Annotated in this window: 23 protein-coding genes; 11 read left to right on the forward strand and 12 right to left on the reverse strand. The window is 39.7% G+C overall.

Annotation, left to right across the window (positions count from 1 at the left end; all coding sequences use genetic code 11):
* Positions 1-37: 37 nt before the first annotated feature.
* The 8 genes from aspA to ureA all read right to left on the reverse strand — a co-directional run bounded on the left by aspA (position 38) and on the right by ureA (position 6932).
* Positions 38-1456, reverse strand: a complete 1419-nt coding sequence (gene aspA / locus EL215_RS05160) for an aspartate ammonia-lyase (protein WP_049356345.1) — start codon at positions 1454-1456, stop codon at positions 38-40.
* Between the two features lie 160 nt (positions 1457-1616).
* Complete coding sequence (locus EL215_RS05165) at positions 1617-2429, reverse strand: urease accessory protein UreD (RefSeq protein ID WP_126470649.1); 813 nt, start codon at positions 2427-2429, stop codon at positions 1617-1619.
* Positions 2430-2482: 53 nt separating this feature from the next.
* The gene (gene ureG, locus EL215_RS05170) at positions 2483-3118 is read right to left on the reverse strand and encodes an urease accessory protein UreG (protein WP_126470651.1); all 636 of its coding nucleotides are present in this window, start codon (positions 3116-3118) and stop codon (positions 2483-2485) included.
* A gap of 84 nt (positions 3119-3202) precedes the next feature.
* Entirely contained in the window at positions 3203-3910 is a 708-nt protein-coding gene (locus tag EL215_RS05175; protein ID WP_126470653.1) for an urease accessory protein UreF, read from the reverse strand.
* Positions 3895-4452, reverse strand: a complete 558-nt coding sequence (gene ureE, locus EL215_RS05180; protein ID WP_126470655.1) for an urease accessory protein UreE — start codon at positions 4450-4452, stop codon at positions 3895-3897. Before ureE ends, EL215_RS05175 begins: the two co-directional genes overlap by 16 nt.
* 69 nt (positions 4453-4521) lie before the next feature.
* Entirely contained in the window at positions 4522-6240 is a 1719-nt protein-coding gene (gene ureC / locus EL215_RS05185) for an urease subunit alpha (RefSeq protein WP_126470657.1), read from the reverse strand.
* A gap of 11 nt (positions 6241-6251) precedes the next feature.
* Positions 6252-6557, reverse strand: coding sequence for an urease subunit beta (gene ureB, locus EL215_RS05190; protein ID WP_126470659.1), 306 nt, complete (start codon positions 6555-6557; stop codon positions 6252-6254).
* Between the two features lie 72 nt (positions 6558-6629).
* Positions 6630-6932: an urease subunit gamma gene (gene ureA / locus EL215_RS05195; protein WP_126470661.1), complete on the reverse strand. Its 303-nt coding sequence runs from the start codon at positions 6930-6932 to the stop codon at positions 6630-6632.
* Between the two features lie 170 nt (positions 6933-7102).
* On the opposite strand from ureA, the gene EL215_RS05200 reads away from it, so the two are divergent.
* The 9 genes from EL215_RS05200 (at position 7103) to metJ (ending at position 16200) form a co-directional block, all read left to right on the forward strand.
* Positions 7103-7393, forward strand: coding sequence for a co-chaperone GroES (locus EL215_RS05200; protein WP_126470663.1), 291 nt, complete (start codon positions 7103-7105; stop codon positions 7391-7393).
* A 22-nt stretch (positions 7394-7415) separates the two neighbouring features.
* Positions 7416-9062 (forward strand): chaperonin GroEL, encoded by a 1647-nt coding sequence (gene groL, locus EL215_RS05205; protein WP_126470665.1) that lies wholly within the window; start codon positions 7416-7418, stop codon positions 9060-9062.
* A gap of 110 nt (positions 9063-9172) precedes the next feature.
* Positions 9173-9721 (forward strand): YecA/YgfB family protein, encoded by a 549-nt coding sequence (locus EL215_RS05210; RefSeq protein WP_126470667.1) that lies wholly within the window; start codon positions 9173-9175, stop codon positions 9719-9721.
* Positions 9722-9733: 12 nt separating this feature from the next.
* Positions 9734-11026, forward strand: coding sequence for a Xaa-Pro aminopeptidase (gene pepP, locus EL215_RS05215; protein WP_126470669.1), 1293 nt, complete (start codon positions 9734-9736; stop codon positions 11024-11026).
* Between the two features lie 103 nt (positions 11027-11129).
* Positions 11130-11555, forward strand: coding sequence for a universal stress protein UspA (gene uspA / locus EL215_RS05220; RefSeq protein ID WP_126470671.1), 426 nt, complete (start codon positions 11130-11132; stop codon positions 11553-11555).
* A gap of 188 nt (positions 11556-11743) precedes the next feature.
* A complete protein-coding gene (gene alaS, locus EL215_RS05225) occupies positions 11744-14368 on the forward strand; it encodes an alanine--tRNA ligase (protein WP_049356362.1) in 2625 nt (874 codons plus the stop codon).
* Positions 14369-14446: 78 nt separating this feature from the next.
* Positions 14447-14638 (forward strand): carbon storage regulator CsrA, encoded by a 192-nt coding sequence (gene csrA, locus EL215_RS05230; protein WP_049356364.1) that lies wholly within the window; start codon positions 14447-14449, stop codon positions 14636-14638.
* Positions 14639-14863: 225 nt separating this feature from the next.
* Positions 14864-15751: a UTP--glucose-1-phosphate uridylyltransferase GalU gene (gene galU / locus EL215_RS05235; RefSeq protein ID WP_126470673.1), complete on the forward strand. Its 888-nt coding sequence runs from the start codon at positions 14864-14866 to the stop codon at positions 15749-15751.
* A gap of 131 nt (positions 15752-15882) precedes the next feature.
* Complete coding sequence (metJ, locus tag EL215_RS05240) at positions 15883-16200, forward strand: met regulon transcriptional regulator MetJ (protein WP_049356368.1); 318 nt, start codon at positions 15883-15885, stop codon at positions 16198-16200.
* 1 nt (position 16201) lies between these two features.
* On the opposite strand, the gene cueR is transcribed toward metJ, so the two are convergent.
* Positions 16202-16588: a Cu(I)-responsive transcriptional regulator gene (gene cueR / locus EL215_RS05245; protein ID WP_126470675.1), complete on the reverse strand. Its 387-nt coding sequence runs from the start codon at positions 16586-16588 to the stop codon at positions 16202-16204.
* An 80-nt stretch (positions 16589-16668) separates the two neighbouring features.
* Between cueR and EL215_RS05250 the strand changes: the two genes are divergently transcribed.
* Entirely contained in the window at positions 16669-16878 is a 210-nt protein-coding gene (locus EL215_RS05250) for a heavy-metal-associated domain-containing protein (RefSeq protein ID WP_126470677.1), read from the forward strand.
* A complete protein-coding gene (locus EL215_RS05255) occupies positions 16865-19033 on the forward strand; it encodes a heavy metal translocating P-type ATPase (RefSeq protein WP_126470679.1) in 2169 nt (722 codons plus the stop codon). The genes EL215_RS05250 and EL215_RS05255 overlap by 14 nt, the downstream gene beginning before the upstream one ends.
* Before the next feature lie 37 nt (positions 19034-19070).
* Here EL215_RS05255 and cpxA read toward each other — a convergent pair whose 3' ends face one another.
* The 3 genes from cpxA to bamE all read right to left on the reverse strand — a co-directional run bounded on the left by cpxA (position 19071) and on the right by bamE (position 21652).
* Positions 19071-20474, reverse strand: coding sequence for an envelope stress sensor histidine kinase CpxA (gene cpxA, locus EL215_RS05260; protein ID WP_126470681.1), 1404 nt, complete (start codon positions 20472-20474; stop codon positions 19071-19073).
* The gene (locus EL215_RS05265; protein ID WP_126470683.1) at positions 20474-21175 is read right to left on the reverse strand and encodes a response regulator; all 702 of its coding nucleotides are present in this window, start codon (positions 21173-21175) and stop codon (positions 20474-20476) included. Before EL215_RS05265 ends, cpxA begins: the two co-directional genes overlap by 1 nt.
* Positions 21176-21238: 63 nt before the next feature.
* A complete protein-coding gene (gene bamE, locus EL215_RS05270; protein WP_126470685.1) occupies positions 21239-21652 on the reverse strand; it encodes an outer membrane protein assembly factor BamE in 414 nt (137 codons plus the stop codon).
* Positions 21653-21656 lie beyond the last annotated feature (4 nt).

Consider the following 21656-nt stretch of genomic DNA (forward strand, 5'->3'; position numbering starts at 1 on the left):
ATCAAAGTTGACCGCTCTTTTTTATCTCTCAGCGAGATTATTTATTTAATTTCGCTTTATAAGTTGGATTCATTAAGTTTTCTACAGAAAGAATGTCATCTAATTGTTCTTCTGTTAATAAACCTTTTTCTAATACAACTTCACGTACGCCTTTGCCTGTTTGCGCACAGATTTTACCCACTAAGTCGCCGTTGTGGTGACCGATAAATGGATTTAAGTAAGTCACGATACCGATTGAGTTAAATACGTAGTTTTCACAAATTTCTTTGTTTACAGTGATGCCATCCACGCATTTATCACGTAAGTTCACACAAGCATTCGTTAAGATATCAATAGATTCGAACATTGCTTGACCAATCACGGGTTCCATTACGTTTAATTGTAACTGACCTGCTTCAGATGCAAAAGTCACCGTTGTATCGTTACCAATTACTTTAAAGCATACTTGGTTCACCACTTCTGGAACAACTGGGTTGACTTTTGCCGGCATGATAGAAGAGCCAGCTTGTAATTCAGGTAAGTTAATTTCTTTAATACCAGCACGTGGACCAGAAGAAAGTAAACGTAAGTCATTACATACTTTAGAAAGTTTTACTGCTGTGCGTTTTAATGCACCATGAACCATGACATAAGCACCACAGTCAGATGTTGCTTCGATTAAGTTTTCTGCCGGTACGCAAGCTAATCCAGTCACTTCAGCAAGGTGTTTTACAACTAATTCTGTATAGCCTTGTGGCGTATTTAAACCAGTACCGATTGCCGTTGCACCAAGGTTTACTTCAAGGAGTAACTCAGCGGTACGTTTTAAGTTACGCACTTCTTCTTCAAGTAATACGGCGAAAGCTTTAAATTCTTGACCAACAGTCATTGGCACTGCATCTTGCAATTGAGTACGACCCATTTTTAAGATGTTCGCAAACTCTTTTGCTTTATTATCAAAACCGTCGTGTAAATATTGAATTTTATCGATCAATTTTAGGATGCTGTTATACACCGCAATACGGAAACCGGTAGGATACGCATCATTGGTTGATTGGCTTGCATTAACGTGATCCATTGGGTTAATCACGTTATATTCGCCTTTTTTATGGCCAATTTTTTCAAGCGCAAGGTTAGCAACCACTTCATTAGTATTCATATTGACAGACGTACCTGCACCACCTTGATATACATCTGATGGGAATTGATCTAAGCATTTCCCAGTGGTAAGGATTTCATCACAAGCTGCTACAATCGCTTTTGCAATATCACTTGGAATTGCCCCTAATTCGCCATTGGCTAAAGCCGTTGCTTTTTTCACCATTACCATGCCACGTACAAACTCAGGCACGTCAGAAATGGTTACGTTAGAAATATTGAAATTTTCTACCGCTCTTAATGTATGAATCCCCCAGTACGCATCTGCTGGCACATCACGTTCACCTAATAAATCCACTTCTTTTCTGTATTGAGTCATTTTAATCACCTTTTTTGGTTGTTAATTAATTTGAGGTAATTATAGGAATTTACACTGAAAATAAATTTGATATTGATCACATTTTAAAGAAGAAGTATGAGAGATATTTTCATTTCTCGCATAAGTTTTTTTAGGGGAAGATCACCTGGCAATATTAATTTTATGCTGATTTTAATTGCTCACCGATCTTCTCAAAGAGCTTTTGAATGAGTTCAGCACGATGCCCAAGTACTCTAACAATAAGCCCACCTTCATTTAATTGAGAAACGCCAATAAGTAGTGATTTCTCGCTTTCCTGCTGTTGAAGTATTTGGACGATTTGTTTAACTTCAGTTGGTGTTTTCTGCAAATTGAGATAAACCAATGAGCCTTGATGTGAAAAATCCTCCATTTGGCTTAATGCGGTCAATTTCATTTGTGCTGGTTGCCATTGAATACAATCCAATACAAGCGGTTTAGTTTGCCCATTATTTTGCAAAAGCTGAACTTTCAGATGAGAAGAAAATTGGCGAAACTCAAAACGTTCATCATTTGCTACTCGTCCAATCGCCACAGTTTCACCATAAATTAGCGTACTCCCAGATTGCATATTGATGAATGTTTTTTGTTTGAATGCAGAATCCTTATGTAATACCAATGGGTGGGGCAAATAAAATAAACGGCTCTTCTCTTCAAGTTGAATGAACGTATTTTGTTGAGCAAAATAGTCCTCATTCATCGACTGAACACGACTGAAAGCCTGAGTATTTAAAGAAAGAGCGGTCGATTTTGCAAGTTTTATTTGAATATCAACTCGATCCCCAGCTAATAACCCTGGCGAAGAAGACATTTGCATTGCGCTAAGTCCATTTTCCCAAGAATCGGCGTAAGCAGACAATGTCATTACTTTAAAAGGTGGCGTCGCAAAGTATTCATCAAGTTGAGTTTTGCCGTTTGAGGAAAGTTTGGTTGAAAGTTTGAGGGTGCTATTCATAATCTTTTCAATTTGTAAAAAACTCCCCTCTTTAAAAGAGAGGGGAGGACTCTTTATCTCACTAATGCTTTCGGCTCTTCTACGTTCTTCAACAATGCATATTTTTCAATCCAGCCAATCACACCGTCTAAATTTTCTTTCTTCATTAAGTTGGTAAAGATAAACGGTTGGCCGTTACGCATACGGCGTGCATCATGTTCCATGACGCTTAAATCCGCACCAACGAATGGTGCAAGGTCTGTTTTGTTAATCACTAATAAATCAGAACGAGTAATACCCGGTCCACCTTTACGCGGGATTTTTTCACCTTGTGCAACGTCAATCACGAAAATTGTCACATCTGCTAAATCGGGGCTGAAAGTGGCCGATAAGTTATCACCACCGGATTCAATAAAGACAATTTCCACATCAGGAAAACGCGCCACCATTTCATCAACCGCTTCTAAATTCATTGAGGCATCCTCACGAATTGCCGTATGTGGGCAACCACCTGTCTCAACCCCCATAATTCGCTCTGGCGGAAGTAAACTATTTTTAGTTAAAAATTCCGCATCTTCTTGGGTGTAAATATCGTTAGTAATCACTGCCACGCTATATTGACTCGCCATTTCACGAGTCAATTTTTCAATTAAGGCAGTTTTGCCTGCGCCAACAGGGCCTGCCACGCCAATTTTAATGTAGTTACGCATAATGTTCCTTTCGTTTTCGATGATCACAGAAAAAGCCCATAAGCACCTCTGTGATAGTAAAATCTCAATAAAAAATGATCGCACTTACGACATATAAAGTCGCGTATAAAGTACTTCGTGTTGCATTGCTCGTATATCATTCGCAAGCGTTGCAGCACCCAGCCAATCTAAATCGGGTTCTAAACTTAATTCCACAGCTTGAACAAGAGATGCTCGTAAATCGAACAAAATATCTTGCCCGTCCATTTGACTAAGGGGAATGAGTTTTACGCCATTGGTAATGGTGCTGACTGCTGCATTGTAGTAGAACGCATACAAGGTATCCGCTTTGCTGAGCCCCATCGCTTGCGCCACCATAGCAAACACAATCGGGAAATAGCCTTGCACGGCTTTATTTTGAATCGCTTGCTGAAATTGGCTCAACATTGGATGTTGTTCATAGCGGATAAAAATTTTTAATAACCGCACGCCGAGCTTGAAACTGCCCTCGCGGCTTTCTCGCGCAATTTTGGTCGCAGATAACGAATGGTCTAATTCACACAAACGGTTAAAATCATTGGCAGTCATTGCATCAAATGCGAGGGAAAGATACGCTCCATCATTATATATCCAGTTCTGCAATAACTGCGTTTGAACATATTCTTCAAGACTTGCTTTAGTCGAAACAACGCCTTGCTGAACAAAGGTTTCTAAACCGTTTGAATGGTTAAAGCCGCCGATTGGCAAAGTGGGGTCAACCAAGTGCAACAATGCGCCTAAATCTGCCAGGCTTCGGTTTAATGTTGGTGCCAATTGCCGTCTCCATGATGGTGATAGCCATGATGATCGTGCGTATGGCTATGCGAATGCCCGTGTCCTTGAGCAGAATTTGCTCTTAAGGCTTGGCTCAAACGACGCTCTGCTTTTTGTGGGTTAAACCCTGCCGCGTCTAACCATTCAAACATAGGCTTATCGTAAGGCAACGTGACTTCATCACCATCTAAAAAGAGCGGTGAATGTTTATTGCCAATTTCATAACAAGCGCGAGCCATTTCAGGCAAGGTTTTCGGCGAAAGTAGAATGACTTCACTCGGTAAAATTTCAATCGCAATCACTAATTCATCACTGATAAAAACCACATCATCGTGTTTTAAACGTTGCCCTTCTTTTAGCAAGCGAAATGCCACTTCACGCCCCGTATTTGTGGTTTTACGCAGAATATTGCGCTCACTTTCATACCAATGTAATGCTACACATTCTATAGTTTGATGTGTAATTTTGCCTTCAGCTTGAAGACTAGCTAAATCGCCTAAAACGGTATCCATAATAGGCAGAATAGGGTTGATGATTTTCATATTTATAAATTCGAAAGTAGTGCGTGTTATACACGCACTGTCTTTATTATTGAATAGCGTGTATTTTTATTAGAACAAGAAATACCGTTGTCCTAATGGCACCGTATCCACAGGTTCGCAAGTAATGAGCTCACCATCTACACGCACTTCATAGCGTTCTGGATCCACCGTGATTTCAGGCGTAGCATTGTTGTGAACGAGATCTTTTTTACCTACGTTGCGGCAGTCTTTCACCGCAATGGTTTCTTTGTGTAAACCGAATCTTGCACGAATATCGGCTTTTTCAGCGGCTTGTGAAATAAAGAATACCGCGGTTTGTGCTGTGGCTAAGCCTTGTGCACCATACATTGGACGGTAGAATACAGGTTGCGGTGTTGGAATAGAGGCATTTGGATCGCCCATTTTAGCGTAGCTAATAAACCCTTTTTTAATGACCACTTCCGGTTTTACCCCAAAGAACATAGGTTTCCACAACACTATATCTGCGATTTTGCCCACTTCTAACGAACCAATATGATCCGCAATACCGTGTGCAATTGCCGGGTTAATAGTGTATTTTGCAATGTAGCGTTTAATACGGAAGTTATCGTTTCCTTCATTGCCTAGCTCACCACGTTGCATTTTCATTTTATCTGCGGTTTGCCATGTGCGAATCACTACCTCGCCAATACGTCCCATCGCTTGAGAGTCAGAACTCATAATCGAGAACACGCCCATATCATGCAAAATATCTTCTGCAGCAATGGTTTCAGGGCGGATACGGCTATCAGCGAATGCTACGTCTTCTGGTACACGTTTATCTAAGTGATGGCAAACCATCAACATATCCAAATGTTCATCAATGGTGTTTTTTGTAAACGGACGAGTCGGGTTGGTTGAAGCCGGTAATACGTTTGGATACATCGCTGCTTTAATGATATCTGGCGCATGGCCGCCACCTGCACCTTCCGTATGGAAGGTGTGAATCACACGTCCATCAATCGCTTTCATGGTATCTTCTAAGAAGCCACTTTCATTTAGCGTGTCGGTATGAATTGCCACTTGAATATCCATTTCATCAGCCACTTTTAAGGCAGAATCAATCACAGCTGGCGTTGCACCCCAGTCTTCATGGATTTTTAAACCTAATGCACCCGCTTCAATTTGTTCACGTAGCGGATCTAAAGTTGAACAGTTTCCTTTACCAAAAAAACCTACGTTTACAGGCAGTGCTTCTGCTGCTTGGAACATGCGTTCCATATACCATGCACCCGGTGTGCAAGTGGTCGCGTGTGTACCATCAGCAGGGCCTGTTCCGCCACCAATTAACGTGGTAACCCCGCTTTCAATCGCATGTTGTGCTTGTTGCGGACAAATAAAGTGAATGTGGGTATCAATACCACCCGCCGTAGCAATTAAATGGGCGCCATTATGTACTTCCGTGCTTGCACCGATAATCATATTTGGCGTGACGTTATCCATGGTGTCAGGGTTGCCTGCTTGACCGATGCCGACAATACGCCCATCGCGAATACCAATATCGGCTTTGATAATGCCTAATTTAGCATCAATGATCATCACATTGGTAATCACAAAATCCAATACATTTGGATTATCACGAGTTGCGGTACCGCTTTGCGCCATACCGTCGCGTACACTTTTACCGCCACCAAATTTACATTCATCACCTTTGGTCAATAAATCTTGTTCAATGGTTGCCCATAAATTGGTATCGCCTAAACGGACTCTATCGCCGACGGTTGGACCATAAGTTGCGACATATTGTGCTCTTGAAATTGTTAATGACATTTTTCTCTACCTTATAATTTGCCATCAATTTGATTATGAAAGCCATAAATGGTTTCTTTTCCACCAAATGCGACTAATTCTACGGATTTCACTTCACCCGGTTCAAAACGTATTGCATTGCCAGATGGCACATTTAAGCGCATTCCACGCGCAAAAGTGCGGTCAAATTTAAGGGCATTATTGGTCTCAAAAAAATGGTAATGCGAACCGACTTGGATTGGACGGTCGCCTGAATTGGTTACTTCGATTGTAACGGTTTTTCTGCCAACATTGGCAATGATATCGCCTTCAGATAATTGATATTCACCAGGGATCATTTTATTTAAATCCTTCTATTTTAAAATTTTTATGGAAAGCCCCCTCTTTGCTAAAGAGGGGGAGATTTTCTTTTATCTAATTGGATAAGGTACAGTAACGAGCTTTGTGCCGTCAGGAAAGGTTGCTTCGATCTGTACTTCGTGAACCATGTTTGCGACGCCTTCCATTACATCTTCAACAGTGATAAGTGTTGCACCATAGTGCATTAACTCCGCTACACTCATGCCATCTCTTGCTGCTTCTTGTAAATGGCTTGATATGTATGCAATTGCCTCTGGATAATTTAATTTTACGCCACGAGCTTTGCGTTTTGCCGCAAGCTCACCGGCTAAAAAAAGCATCAATTTCTCTTGTTCTCTTGATGTTAAATGCATATTGTTATTCCTTGTTTTGTTTATTATGCAAGACGGGCTGAATTTTACGTAAAAAATGGCTAAATAGGAAAAACATTTTGTCATAAATTTTTTAATAACAGCCCTTGAAATCATAAAAATCTTCCTTATATAGGGTACGAACTTACAAATTTTTAAGAAGGAAATTAATCATGAATATTCGTCCTTTACACGATCGTGTAATCGTTAAACGTGAAGAAGTCGAAACCCGTTCAGCTGGTGGTATCGTATTAACCGGTTCTGCAGCGACTAAATCAACCCGTGCGAAAGTATTGGCAGTGGGTAAAGGTCGTATTTTGGAAAATGGTACCGTTCAACCTTTAGATGTAAAAGTTGGCGATACGGTCATTTTCAATGATGGTTATGGCGTAAAAAGTGAAAAGATCGATGATGAAGAAGTGTTAATCATTTCTGAAAACGATATTTTGGCGATTGTGGAATAATTTAAATTAAGGAAAAAAGAAAATGGCAGCAAAAGATGTAAAATTTGGTAACGATGCACGCGTAAAAATGCTTAAAGGCGTGAATGTATTAGCCGATGCAGTAAAAGTGACCCTTGGCCCTAAAGGTCGTAATGTCATTTTAGATAAATTATTTGGTGCACCAACCATCACCAAAGATGGTGTATCTGTCGCACGTGAAATTGAATTAGAAGATAAATTTGAAAATATGGGTGCACAAATGGTGAAAGAGGTTGCCTCTAAAGCTAATGATGCAGCCGGTGATGGTACAACAACTGCGACAGTACTTGCTCAAGCTATTGTAAATGAAGGCTTAAAAGCTGTGGCGGCAGGTATGAACCCAATGGATTTAAAACGCGGTATCGATAAAGCGGTAAGTGCGGTTGTTTCTGAGCTTAAAAATTTATCTAAACCTTGTGAAACCTCTAAAGAGATTGAGCAAGTTGGGACAATTTCTGCTAACTCTGACAGCATTGTGGGTCAATTAATTGCTCAAGCAATGGAAAAAGTGGGTAAAGAAGGCGTGATTACTGTAGAAGACGGTACAGGTCTTGACGATGAATTAGCCGTTGTGGAAGGGATGCAATTCGATCGTGGTTACTTATCACCTTATTTCATTAACAAACCAGAAACAGCAACGGTTGAATTAGATAACCCATACATTCTTTTAGTGGATAAAAAAGTATCAAATATCCGAGAATTACTTCCTGTATTAGAAGGTGTGGCAAAAGCGGGTAAACCATTATTAATTATCGCTGAAGACATCGAAGGTGAAGCACTTGCAACCTTAGTGGTGAATACCATGCGCGGCATCGTGAAAGTTGCAGCAGTGAAAGCGCCAGGCTTTGGTGATCGTCGTAAAGCGATGTTACAAGATATTGCAATTTTAACAGCGGGTACTGTGATTTCTGAAGAAATTGGTATGGAACTTGAAAAAGCGACATTAGAAGATTTAGGTCAAGCAAAACGTGTTGTTATCAATAAAGATAACACAACCATTATTGATGGTATCGGTGATGAATCTCAAATCAAAGGTCGTGTGGCTCAAATTCGTCAACAAATTGAAGAATCAACTTCTGACTACGACAAAGAAAAACTTCAAGAACGCGTGGCTAAATTAGCTGGCGGTGTGGCTGTAATCAAAGTAGGCGCGGCAACTGAAGTTGAAATGAAAGAGAAAAAAGACCGTGTGGATGATGCATTACATGCAACTCGTGCAGCGGTTGAAGAAGGTATCGTTGCTGGTGGTGGCGTTGCATTAGTCCGCGCAGCAGCGAAAGTTGCAGCAAGCCTAAAAGGTGACAACGAAGAACAAAATGTGGGTATCAAACTTGCATTACGTGCGATGGAAGCACCTTTACGTCAAATCGTCACTAACGCAGGTGAAGAAGCTTCAGTTGTGGCAAGTGCGGTTAAAAATGGCGAAGGAAACTTTGGTTATAACGCAGGGACAGAACAATACGGCGATATGATCGAAATGGGTATCTTAGATCCAACTAAAGTCACTCGTTCAGCGTTACAATTCGCGGCTTCTGTAGCGGGCTTAATGATCACCACAGAATGTATGGTCACCGATCTTCCAAAAGATGATAAAGCCGATTTAGGTGCTGCCGGCATGGGCGGTATGGGAGGCATGGGCGGAATGATGTAATTCCCCTTTGCGAAAGAAAGTGCGATCGTTTTCTTTATAGAAATGCGATCGCATTTTTATTTGTGTGGTGCTACACTTTAATGGTTTTCGATGATTTTATAGGTATAACAATGACAATTTCCCAAACTGAACTTAATCAACAACTCAAATCTGCTGGTATTGGTATTAATGCGACTGAATTACATGGTTTTTTGAGTGGCTTAATTTGTGGTGGACTGAAAGATCAAAGCTGGTTACCGCTTTTATATCAATTCAGTAACGATAACCATGCCTATCCAACCTCATTAATTCAGCCAATTACCGAAATCTATGAGCAGATAGGTAAAACCTTAGGGGATGTAAAAGGGTTTGATTTTGAATTGGACTTAACAGAAGATGAGAGCGTGTTTGCCCGTGCAGACAGTTTATCAGACTGGGCAAACCAATTTTTACTGGGTTTAGGTCTTGTTCAGACAGAATTGGATAAAGAAAAAGGTGAAATTGGCGAAGCGGTAGATGATTTACAAGATATTTGTCAGCTTGGTTATGATGAAGAAGATGACGAAGAAGAGCTTGCCGAAGCCTTAGAAGAAATTATTGAATATGTTCGCACCATTGCCATGCTGTTTTACACCCATTTCAACGATGATGCACAAGAAATAAAACCGATATTACATTAAAAGGAGCGAAACATGGATCTCGCATACATGGCGGTATTACCGCAAGAGGAATTTACTGAACGTCGTCAAAAAGTATTCGCGCAAATGCAGCCAAATTCTGCCTTGTTGCTATTTTCCGAAATTGAAAAACGTCGTAATAACGACTGTGATTTTCCTTTCCGTCAAGACAGTTACTTTTGGTATTTAATAGGTTTTAATGAGCCAAATGCTGCATTGTTATTAATTAAAACGGAAGATGAGGAAAAGACAGTTGTATTTCTTCGTCCGCGAGATCCTTTGCTTGAAACCTGGCATGGTCGCCGATTAGGCGTTGAGCGCGCACCACAAAAACTCAATGTTGATGAAGCCTATTCTATTGATGATTTCAAAACTGAATTTTCAAAATTAACGGAAAAATTGACCGCACTTTATCATGTGTCAGATCGTCATCCTTGGGGCGATAAATTAATAGCTGAAAGTGCGGTGAAATTTTACGCTGTTTTTGATTGGCAGCCGATGTTAAGTGAGATGCGCTTAATTAAATCACCAAATGAAATTCGCTTAATGCAGCAAGCTGGACAAATTACAGCATTTGGACATATTAAAGCGATGCAAGTGACGCGTCCAAATCGTTTTGAATATGAAATTGAAAGCGAAATTCTACATGAATTTAATCGTCATGGTGCAAGATTCCCGTCTTACAATTCGATTATTGCGGGAGGCGACAATGCCTGTATTTTGCACTACACTGAAAATGATCAACCATTAAAAGATGGCGATCTAGTGTTAATTGATGCAGGTTGTGAGTTTGCAATGTATGCGGGTGATATCACACGTACGTTCCCTGTAAATGGTAAATTTACCCAGCCTCAACGTGAGATTTATGAATTAGTCTTAAAAGCACAAAAACGCGCGATTGAGCTATTAGTGCCAGGAAATTCAATTAAATTGGCGAATGACGAAGTGATTCGTATTAAGACTCAAGGCTTGGTGGATTTAGGTATCTTGAAAGGGGATGTAGATAAGCTGATTGAAGAAAAAGCTTATCGTCAATTTTATATGCATGGTTTAGGCCATTGGCTTGGCTTGGATGTGCACGATGTTGGCCGCTATGATGATGATCGTAGCCGCACGCTTGAAGTGGGGATGATCATCACTGTTGAGCCAGGTATTTATATTTCAGAAGAGGCGGATGTGCCAGCTCAATATAAAGGCATTGGTGTGCGTATTGAGGATAACTTGCTGATGACTGAATATGGCAATAAAAATCTGACCGCAGCGGCACCAAAAGAAATCGATGACATTGAAAATTTAATGAAAAATTGAGAAGAATTCTCAAAATTGTGATCTAGTGCAAGTTTTTTGTGCAGTTAAGGTGCTAATATACTGTTAGATAAAAAAGACCAATCAAATCAGTAAGGAGTCGATTATGTACAAACACGTTTTAGTTGCGGTAGATCTTTCTGACGAAAGTGAATTTCTACTCAAAAAAGCCGTGGGAATTGCAAAACGTAATGATGCGCAACTTTCCATTATTCATGTAGATGTAAACTTCTCGGATCTCTATACTGGTTTAATTGATGTCAATATGTCATCAATGCAAGATAGAATCTCGAGTGAAACCCAAAAAGCGCTAATTAATTTAGCGGAACATGCTGGTTATCCAGTGAAAGAAAAATTGAGCGGTAGCGGTGATTTAGGTCAAGTTTTGACGGACGCTATTGAACAGTATGATATAGATCTACTCGTGACAGGCCATCACCAAGATTTCTGGAGTAAATTAATGTCTTCAACACGCCAGGTGATGAATACCATTAAAATTGATATGTTGGTTGTGCCACTTCGCGACGAATAGAGATCAAAAATTATTTTTAGCCCTATTAAAATAACGTAAATTTTAACCGCACTTCTCAATTAATGCAGTAGAGTGCGGTTTTCTTTTTTAAGATCAGTGAAAAAGCCTTTTTCTCTAGGTCAAAATGTGCAAGAATAGTAAGCTTATTTTATAAATCGTGATCGAGATAGAGACACAAGGTTTTATCAATGAAAACAACAGCAGAAATTAGACAGTCATTCCTTGATTTTTTCCATAGCAAAGGGCATCAGGTCGTCGAAAGCGGTTCGCTTGTACCTGAAAATGATCCAACATTGCTTTTCACCAATGCTGGGATGAATCAATTTAAAGATGTGTTCCTTGGTATGGATAAACGTCCTTACTCACGTGCGACAACTGCACAACGTTGTGTGCGCGCAGGTGGTAAGCATAATGACTTAGAAAACGTGGGTTATACGGCGCGTCACCATACTTTCTTTGAAATGCTCGGTAACTTCAGTTTTGGCGACTATTTCAAACATGATGCGATTAATTTTGCGTGGGAGTTCTTAACCTCTCCACAATGGCTCGGGTTACCAAAAGAAAAATTATGGGTAACCGTGTATGAAACTGATAATGAGGCTTATGATATTTGGCACAAAGAAGTTGGTGTGCCAGCGGAGCGTATTATTCGTATCGGCGATAACAAAGGTGCGCCTTATGCATCAGATAACTTCTGGGCAATGGGTGACACAGGTCCTTGTGGTCCATGCACTGAAATTTTCTACGATCACGGTGATCATATTTGGGGTGGTCCTCCGGGTTCTCCTGAAGAGGATGGTGACCGCTATATCGAAATTTGGAACGTGGTATTCATGCAGTTTAACCGTCTAGCAGACGGTACCATGGAAAAATTACCACGTCCATCGGTTGATACTGGGATGGGGTTAGAGCGTATTTCTGCGGTATTACAGCATGTAAACTCTAACTATGAGATCGATATTTTCCAAAAACTCATTGCGAAAACGGCAGAAATCGTAGGAACAACAGATTTAACTAATAAATCATTACGCGTAATTGCAGACCACATTCGTTCTTGCGCATACTTAATTGCAGATGGCGTAATTCCATCAAATGAAGGTCGTGGTTATGTATTGCGTCGTATTATTCGTCGTGCAGTACGTCATGGTCACTTGTTAGGGGCAAAAGAAGCGTTCTTCTATAAACTTGTGCCAACCTTAATTGAAGTCATGGCAGAAGCAGGAAAAGAAGTTAAAGAAAAACAAGCCAATGTCGAAAAATTACTTCGTTTAGAAGAAGAGCAATTTGCTCGTACATTAGAGCGTGGATTAAGCTTATTAGACGATGCGCTTGCTCAAGTGAAAGATGGCGTGTTATCAGGTGAAGTCGCCTTTAAACTTTATGATACTTATGGCTTCCCACTTGATTTAACGGCAGATGTATGTCGTGAGCGTGATATTGCAATTGATGAAGCAGGTTTTGAGCGTGAAATGGAAGCGCAACGCTTACGTGCTCAATCTGCAAGCCAATTCGGCATGGATTACAACAATGTTATTCGTGTAGAAGGTGAAACGAAATTTGAAGGTTATACTGAATCAGAATCTTTAGCCAAAGTGACCGCACTTTTCCATGATGGTAAATCAGTAGAGAGTATTACTGCAGGCCAGAGTGCTGTCGTAATTTTAGAAAATACCCCATTCTATGCGGAATCAGGTGGTCAAATTGGTGACAGCGGTTATTTAACCGCTCCAGGTATTCAGTTTAATGTAAAAGATACTCAAAAATATGGTCAAGTATTTGGTCATATTGGTGAGTTAGAACAAGGTAGTTTAAAAATCGGACAAACAGTCAATGCGGTTGTTGATGCAGCAAGACGTCATCAAACGTCACTTAACCATTCTGCAACACACTTATTACACGCCGCATTGCGTCAAGTTTTAGGTCACCATGTAGTGCAAAAAGGATCATTAGTATCCGATACCGCATTACGTTTTGATTTTGCTCATCCGGAAGCGATTACCAAAGCACAGCTTAATGAAATTGAAACGTTGGTAAACCAAAAAGTGCGTGAGAATTTTGTGGTTCAAACGGATGTGATGGATATCGAAGCGGCAAAAGCGAAAGGTGCAATGGCGTTATTCGGTGAAAAGTATGCCGATGTGGTACGTGTTTTAACAATGGGTGATTTCTCCGTTGAACTTTGTGGTGGCATTCATGCTAAACGTACCGGTGATATCGGCTTATTTAAAATTGTGGCGGAAACTGCAGTTGCAGCAGGGATTCGTCGTATTGAAGCGGTAACAGGTGAAAATGCAATGAATTGGTTACATAATCAACTACGCATTCTTGCTCAAAGTGCAGATTTATTTAAATCTGACGTGAATACCCTTGTAGAGAAAATTCAGCAACTTCAAGATAAAGCGAAGAAAGCTGAAAAAGAATTACAGGGATTAAAAGAAAAAGCCGCTATGCAAGCAGGGTCCGATTTAGTGAAAAGTGCGGTTAAAATTAACGATGTTTCTGTAATCGTGCATCAACTAGACGGAATTGAAACTAAATCGTTACGTATGATGGTTGATGATTTGAAAAATCAACTTGGTTCAGGCGTAATTGTATTTGCATCTATTTTAGATGATAAAGTCAACCTCGTCGTTGGCATAACAAGCGATTTAACTACTAAAGTGAAGGCTGGTGAGCTAGTGAATTTAATGGCTCAGCAAGTTGGTGGGAAAGGCGGTGGTCGCCCTGATATGGCAATGGCAGGTGGTTCCCAACCAGAAAATGTGGGCCTAGCATTAACAGTCGCACAAAACTGGTTAAGCAATAATCTGTAGTACAAGCAGGTCGGTGGGATGCCGATCTTTACTTGATTGATAGGGATATCTAATAAATGCAAACTAAGGAGATAAAAGATGTTAATCTTAACTCGAAAAGTTGGCGAAAGTGTTCTTATTGGAGACGATATTTCTATCACGGTTTTGAGTGTACGTGGAAATCAAGTCAAACTCGGTGTACAAGCACCTAAAGAAGTATCCGTTCACCGAGAGGAAATTTACCAACGAATTCTGCAGTCAAAAGATGAACATGTAGATAGTACATCTTAGGTGTGCGAATTTTATGAATGTTTTGACATTCTGTTTATACTTTAATTAACGTTTTTTCGAAAATTAAACCCGTTGGTTTGCAAAATTTAAAATAACGGAAATTTGAGTCATAAAAGGTAGAGAAGGAACTTTTCCAACTTGAATCTATTAATATTTAATAAATAATGACCGCACTTCTTGTTCAAGAAGTGTGGTCATTGAATATTTAAACTAAAAGGAAAGATAATGAAAGCAATTATTCCAGTCGCAGGCCTTGGCACTAGAATGCTGCCAGCAACGAAAGCGATTCCAAAAGAAATGTTAACGCTTGTGGATAAACCACTTATTCAATATGTTGTAGATGAGTGTGTCGCTGCAGGCATTAAAGAAATCGTGTTAGTTACACATTCTTCAAAAAATGCTATTGAAAACCACTTTGATACGTCTTTTGAGTTGGAAACCATGCTTGAGAAACGCGTGAAGCGCCAACTTTTAGAAGATGTTCGTTCTATTTGTCCGAAAGATGTGACTATTATGCATGTTCGCCAGGGAAATGCGAAAGGTTTAGGTCATGCTGTATTATGTGGTCGTCCTGTCGTTGGAAATGAACCATTTGCAGTGGTGTTACCTGATGTGCTTTTAGCTGATTTCACGGCAAATCAAAAGAAAGAGAATCTTTCTGCTATGATTAAACGCTTTAATGACACAAAAGCGAGTCAGATTATGGTCGCACCTGTTTCTGCCAATGAAGTGAGCAGCTATGGTATTGCTGATTGTGGTGGTGTTGAGTTGAAAGGTGGTGATAGTATTAAAATCAATAGTATTGTGGAAAAACCATCTGTTGAAGAGGCGCCATCAAATCTTGCTGTTGTAGGCCGTTATGTATTTTCTGCCGAAATCTGGGATTTATTAGAAAGAACACCCGTTGGTGTAGGCGATGAAATCCAATTAACAGATGCGATCGATATGCTTATTGAGAAAGAGACCGTTGAAGCGTTCCATATGACTGGCAGAAGCTTTGACTGTGGTGACAAGATTGGCTATATGGAAGCCTTTGTGGAATATGGTCTTCGTCATGATAAATTAGGTAAAGAGTTTAAAACTTTCCTAAAAGATCTTGCAAAAACCTTATAATTGACTGAAACCACCGAAAGGTGGTTTTTATTTATCTTATCTAGATTTCTATACTTTTAGCCGTCTAGATTGTCATTTTGCTTATTTTTCATTAAAATACAGATAAATTATCAGGTTATTTAAGGTGCATTATGGCAAACTGGGATGGCAAATATATTAGCCCTTATGCAGAACATGGCAAAAAGAGCGAACAAGTCAAAAAAATTACCGTTTCTATTCCGATTAAAGTATTGGAAATTTTGACGAATGAGCGTACGCGTCGTCAGTTAAAAAGTTTGCGTCATGCAACAAACAGCGAATTGCTTTGTGAGGCATTCTTGCATGCTTTTACGGGTCAGCCATTACCGACGGATGCGGATTTAATGAAAGAACGCCATGATGAGATTCCTGAAAATGCTAAAAAGATCATGCGTGATTTAGGCATTGATCCTGAAAGCTGGGAATATTAATTTATCCTTTTAATCCTTCCAAAATACTGCATTCAGGGCAATCATTGCCCTGACAAGCGTTATGCCATCGTTCCAATTCCTCAACCATTTTTTGCAAGTGATAAATTTGTTCATTCAACATTTTTATATGTTGCGTCGTGAGTGCTTTCACTTCTCGACTACTACGATTGGGATTATCCTGTAATTGTAAAAGTTGGTGAATTTGTTGGAGTGAAAATCCTACATCTCGAGAGTGATGAATAAAACGTAGTCGTTCTAAATCCTTTTCTTCATAATGACGATAGCCAGAAAGGCTGCGTTGTGCAGGTTTTAATAAGCCAGACTTCTCATAATCTCGAATTTGTTTACTTGATAAACCCACTAATTTTGCCACTTCACTGATGTTCATAAAAAATCCTTGACCTTAACCTGATGTTAAGGTTTATAGTAAGCTTAATTTCAATCTATATCAATAATTAAGGAGTAAATATGAAATCAATTACATTACATGTAACAGGGATGACTTGTGGTGGTTGTGTGAAAAGCGTCACAAGAGTGTTGGAAGAACTTAATGGCGTAGAAAAAGCCGTAGTAACACTTGATGACGGTAAAGCGGTGATTACCTTTGATGAAAGTGCGGTTAGTATTGCACAATTAATTGAAACAATTGAAGAGGCAGGTTTTTATGCAACAGAATAAAAAAATAGTCATTCAAATCGAGGGGATGACCTGTCAATCCTGTGCGAATCGGATTGAGAAAGTATTGAATCGAAATGATTTTGTCTCTGACGCGGGCGTGAATTTTGCGGCAGAGGAAGCGCATGTCGTATTTGATTCATCTCAGGCTTCAGAACAAGATATTTTGACAATTATTCAAAAAGCGGGATATAACGGCATTCTAAAGCAAAATGAGCTGCCTAGCGCACCTAATGAAACGAAGATTAGTCCGCGTTTATGGTTGCTTTTGTTCATTAACATTCCTTTTTTAATCGGAATGAGCGGGATGATGTTTAATCATCATTCTTGGATGATACCACCAATGTGGCAATTTGTTCTTGCGAGCATTGTGCAACTTTGGTTAGCCATTCCTTTTTATAAAGGTGCGATTGGTAGTATTCGAGGTGGTTTGGCCAATATGGATGTACTCGTGAGTACTGGTACGTTGGTGATTTATCTCTATTCGGTCTTTATGCTGTTTTATTATCAGTCAATGGGGCATGATGGCGCATCTCATGTCTATTTTGAAGTATCGGTGATGGTAATTGGTTTTGTCAGCCTAGGGAAATTTCTTGAGGAAAGAACGAAGAAACAAAGCTTAAATAGTTTAGGGCTATTATTACAACTCACTCCAAAACAAGTGAGTGTTCAACGTGAAAATCGTTGGCAGACGATTTCTCTCGATCAAGTGAAAATAGGTGATATTTTACGAGCTAATCAAGGTGAACGTATTGCCGCGGATGGTATCGTTGAACAAGGGACAGGGTGGTGTGATGAAAGTCATTTAACCGGTGAATCTCAACCATTAGAAAAAATATCTCAAAGCCCTGTGCTTGCAGGCGCAATGGTGACACAAGGTAGTCTTATTTATCGAGCTAATCAACTCGGTCAGCAAACCCTATTGGGCGATATGATGAAAGCGCTCTCAGAGGCGCAAGGTACAAAAGCACCGATTGCTCGTTTTGCTGATAAAGTCGCTGCTGTATTTGTACCTGCCGTGTTATTGATTTCGGCACTAACATTTGGATTAACTTGGTGGATAAAAGGAGATTTGGTAACCGCTTTAATTCATTCTGTTGCCGTGTTAGTCATTGCTTGTCCTTGTGCATTAGGGCTCGCCACACCTGCTGCAATAATGGTGGGAATGGGCAAAGCGGTGAATGCAGGCATTTGGTTTAAAGATGCTGCATCCATGGAAGAGGCGGCCCATGTGGATACGGTGGTATTAGACAAAACAGGAACGCTAACCCAAGGGGAGCTTAAAATCGCTGCAGTTTGGCAACCACAAAGTGCGGTCTATTCTGAGGAAGATTTATATCGTATAGCGGCTTCCGTTGAGCAAAATGCCAATCATCCTTTAGCTAGAGCGATAGTTTTAGCTGCACAGGAAAAATCACTTGAAATTCCGACCGCACTTTCAGTTCATTCAGAAGTAGGGATGGGTATCTCTGCCCACATTGATGGAATAGGTTTGGTTAAAGTAGGTAAACCGACTTATTGTGAATTAACCTTACCAGATAATATGCCTCAAATTTGGCAAATTGCGAGTATTGTTGCAGTATCTGTAGATAACAGTCCAATCGGTGCATTTGCGCTAGCAGACAGTCTAAAAGAGGATAGTTTGCAAGCGATTCAACGCTTACACCAACATAATATTGATGTGGTGATAATGAGTGGCGATCAGCAATCTGTCGTTGATTATGTTGCTCAGCAAGTAGGTGTGAAAACTGCACAGGGTAATTGCAGTCCACGTGACAAAGCGACTTATATTGAGAGATTACGTCAGCAAGGCAAAGTGGTCGCAATGGTTGGTGATGGTGTGAATGATGCACCCGCATTAGCAATGGCTAACGTAAGCTTTGCGATGAAATCGGGTTCTGATGTTGCAGAGCAAACCGCATCGGCGACACTCATGCAGCATTCGGTGGATCAGTTAGTCGATGGATTAATGATTTCTCGTGCAACATTAAAAAATATTAAGCAAAACTTATTCTTTGCTTTAATTTACAATGTGTTAGGTATTCCACTTGCCGCATTGGGCTATTTAAGTCCTGTATTAGCGGGCGCAGCAATGGCGATGAGTTCACTTTCTGTGCTATCCAATGCATTGCGATTAAAACGAGTGAAAATTAGATAAGAAAAAGGCGATATGAAAATATCGCCTTTTGTTTGAACTAACTTTGTTTCCATACTGGAAGTTGAATCGTGACGGCAAGTCCACCTAAATTACTGGATTCCGCCCATGCTTTTCCATTGTGTTCATTCACTATATTATAGACAATTGTTAAACCTAGTCCCGTTCCGCCAGTGGCCCGTGTTCGGGTTTCATCTACACGATAAAATGGCTTAAAGATTTTATCAAACTCTTCAGGTGGTAAGCCTAAGCCATTATCATCCACTCGAATTTGTAGGCATTTCTCATCCTGTTCATTTTTTTGTAAGTTAATAGTTAGGAAAATACGGTCTTTAGTGTATTTCAATGCATTACGAACAATGTTTTCAATTGCACTGGTGAGTAAGCTTAGGTTGCCATAAATCATGTGTTTTTCAGGATGTAAAATAGAGATATTGACATCACAAGTTATTTTGCGTTGTTCTGCTTCAAATAAGGCATCCTTTATAACATCGTCCCAGAGTTGATCAATAGAAAATAAATTGTGCTCCATTTGAGAATGCATTTGTTGACGGGAAATGAGCAGCAATTCACTGATCATTTTATCCATTCGTTGTATTTCTTTTTCAATACGTTTTACCGGTTCAATATCACCCGTTTGATGACGAACCAGTGCAGTAGAAAGTTGTAAACGCGTTAATGGTGTTTTTAATTCATGCGAGATGGACGAAAGTAGATTGTGTTGGTTTGAAATTAGATTATTAATCGCAATCGACATTTTGTTAAAACTTTGACCGACTTCTCGCAATTCCGATGGACCATAATTAGCTAATTCCTTATTAACTTTGAAGTTTCCTGAGGCTATGCTATTAGCGGCTTTTTGCAAATGAGTGATAGGTTTTACAATAGTGCGAGTAAACCAACACAGCAAAGGTGTTGTAATGATTAACATTAAAATCAATAAAATCCAAGGCTGATCAAGGATATAACGTAAAATCTCTTGTTGATCGTTTGTTCTAGACACAAAGAATAATTTTGATGTCGTTTCTGAATCTCCAATATAGAATTTAAATGGCCCTGCGATTTCGATATCGTTGAATACTCGACGCTGAGGGGTAGAAAAATCATTTGCCTCTTGGGCAAAGCGAGTGATGAACCTTTTTTCTTTGTCTAAAGCTCCTAAAATTTCTTGTTCAGGTGTCATGATGACAGGACGATAAGAATCAAACTTATCTACGGGAAGGACTGGAACACCCGCAAGAATGCTGCTAATTTTATTATTTCGAATGGATTCAAAAAGCTTCTTCTGATAGTTCGATATGTCATTTTGATTTAAGTCTGAATATAGGCGGCTATCATAATGAGGTAGCGCCACTAAGAGCGCAGCCATCGTAAAGAATGCTAACCAAAAGACAATAAATGTGCGTATAGTGAGCTGATTTAAGCTAAATTTTTTGACACGCATTATTCACATACCAATAGGTAACCATGCCCACGTAATGTTTTCAGCCATGGCAAACCATTTTTTCTTTCAGGAAGTTTTTTACGTAAGTTTGACATATGCATATCAATGGAGCGATCAAAAGGTGAGAGATTTTTGCCTAGCGCGTTTAGACTTAACTCTTCCCGAGAGATAATTTCTCCTGGTCGAAGTACGAGTTTATAAAGTAGAGCAAACTCAGAACCGGTTAGACCGAGATCTTGACCTTCATAAGAGGCTTGTTGAAGTCCTGAATGAAGTAATAGACCTTCGAATTCCAATGTATTTTCTTCTGATGATGAAGGCGTATTTTGTACGTTTTCGGATTGACTCGTACGTCTCAAAATCGCTTTGATACGAGCAACCAACTCTCGGTCATTAAAGGGTTTTGGTAAATAATCATCTGCACCCAGTTCTAGGCCAATTACACGGTCGATTTCTTGACCTCGTGCAGTAAGCATCATCACAGGAATATTTGATGTTTGACGAATTTTTTTGAGTGTTTCAATACCATTTAATACAGGTATCATAACGTCTAGTAAAACTAACTGGTGGCTTTCATTCAGTTTTTCTAATGCCTCTTCACCATTATTGGCGACATCGACTTCAAAGCCTGTAAGTTGTAAAATCTTAGCAAGTAAATCTGTAAGTTCAACATCATCATCAACTAATAGAATTTTTGACATTTTTATTCTCTTTTAATATAACAAACCTGCTTGGTTTAACAAGCAGGTATTATTCTTTAATGATTACCAAAATTTCCACCAGCTTTTTTTGTCTGGGTTATCAGGCGCACGGATGATTGTATTATTTTCATCTTGTTTTGCTACTTTAGGTAGCGGTTTATCTAATTCAGCACTGCTGACTAAGCCATTTTTATCAAATTTTACCGTGAAGGTGTGTTGTTCCGGTTTTTGGTAAGAGTGTTGTTGTAAGAACACGTAATACCAAGTTAAGTTACTATAAGGATCAATTAAAACCGGTGTACCAAGTAAATATTGAACTTGTTGGGCTGTCATGCCTGGTTTTACTTGTGCCACCGTGGCAGCCTCTAAATAGTTACCTTGTGGAACATCAATACGATAAACGACTTTTTGTACAGTTGAACAAGACGTCAAGCTGAATGCTAAAACAACTGCACCTAAAAATGTTCTTAATTGCATATTT

Source organism: Haemophilus parainfluenzae (assembly GCF_900638025.1).
GTDB classification, from domain to species: domain Bacteria; phylum Pseudomonadota; class Gammaproteobacteria; order Enterobacterales; family Pasteurellaceae; genus Haemophilus_D; species Haemophilus_D parainfluenzae_J.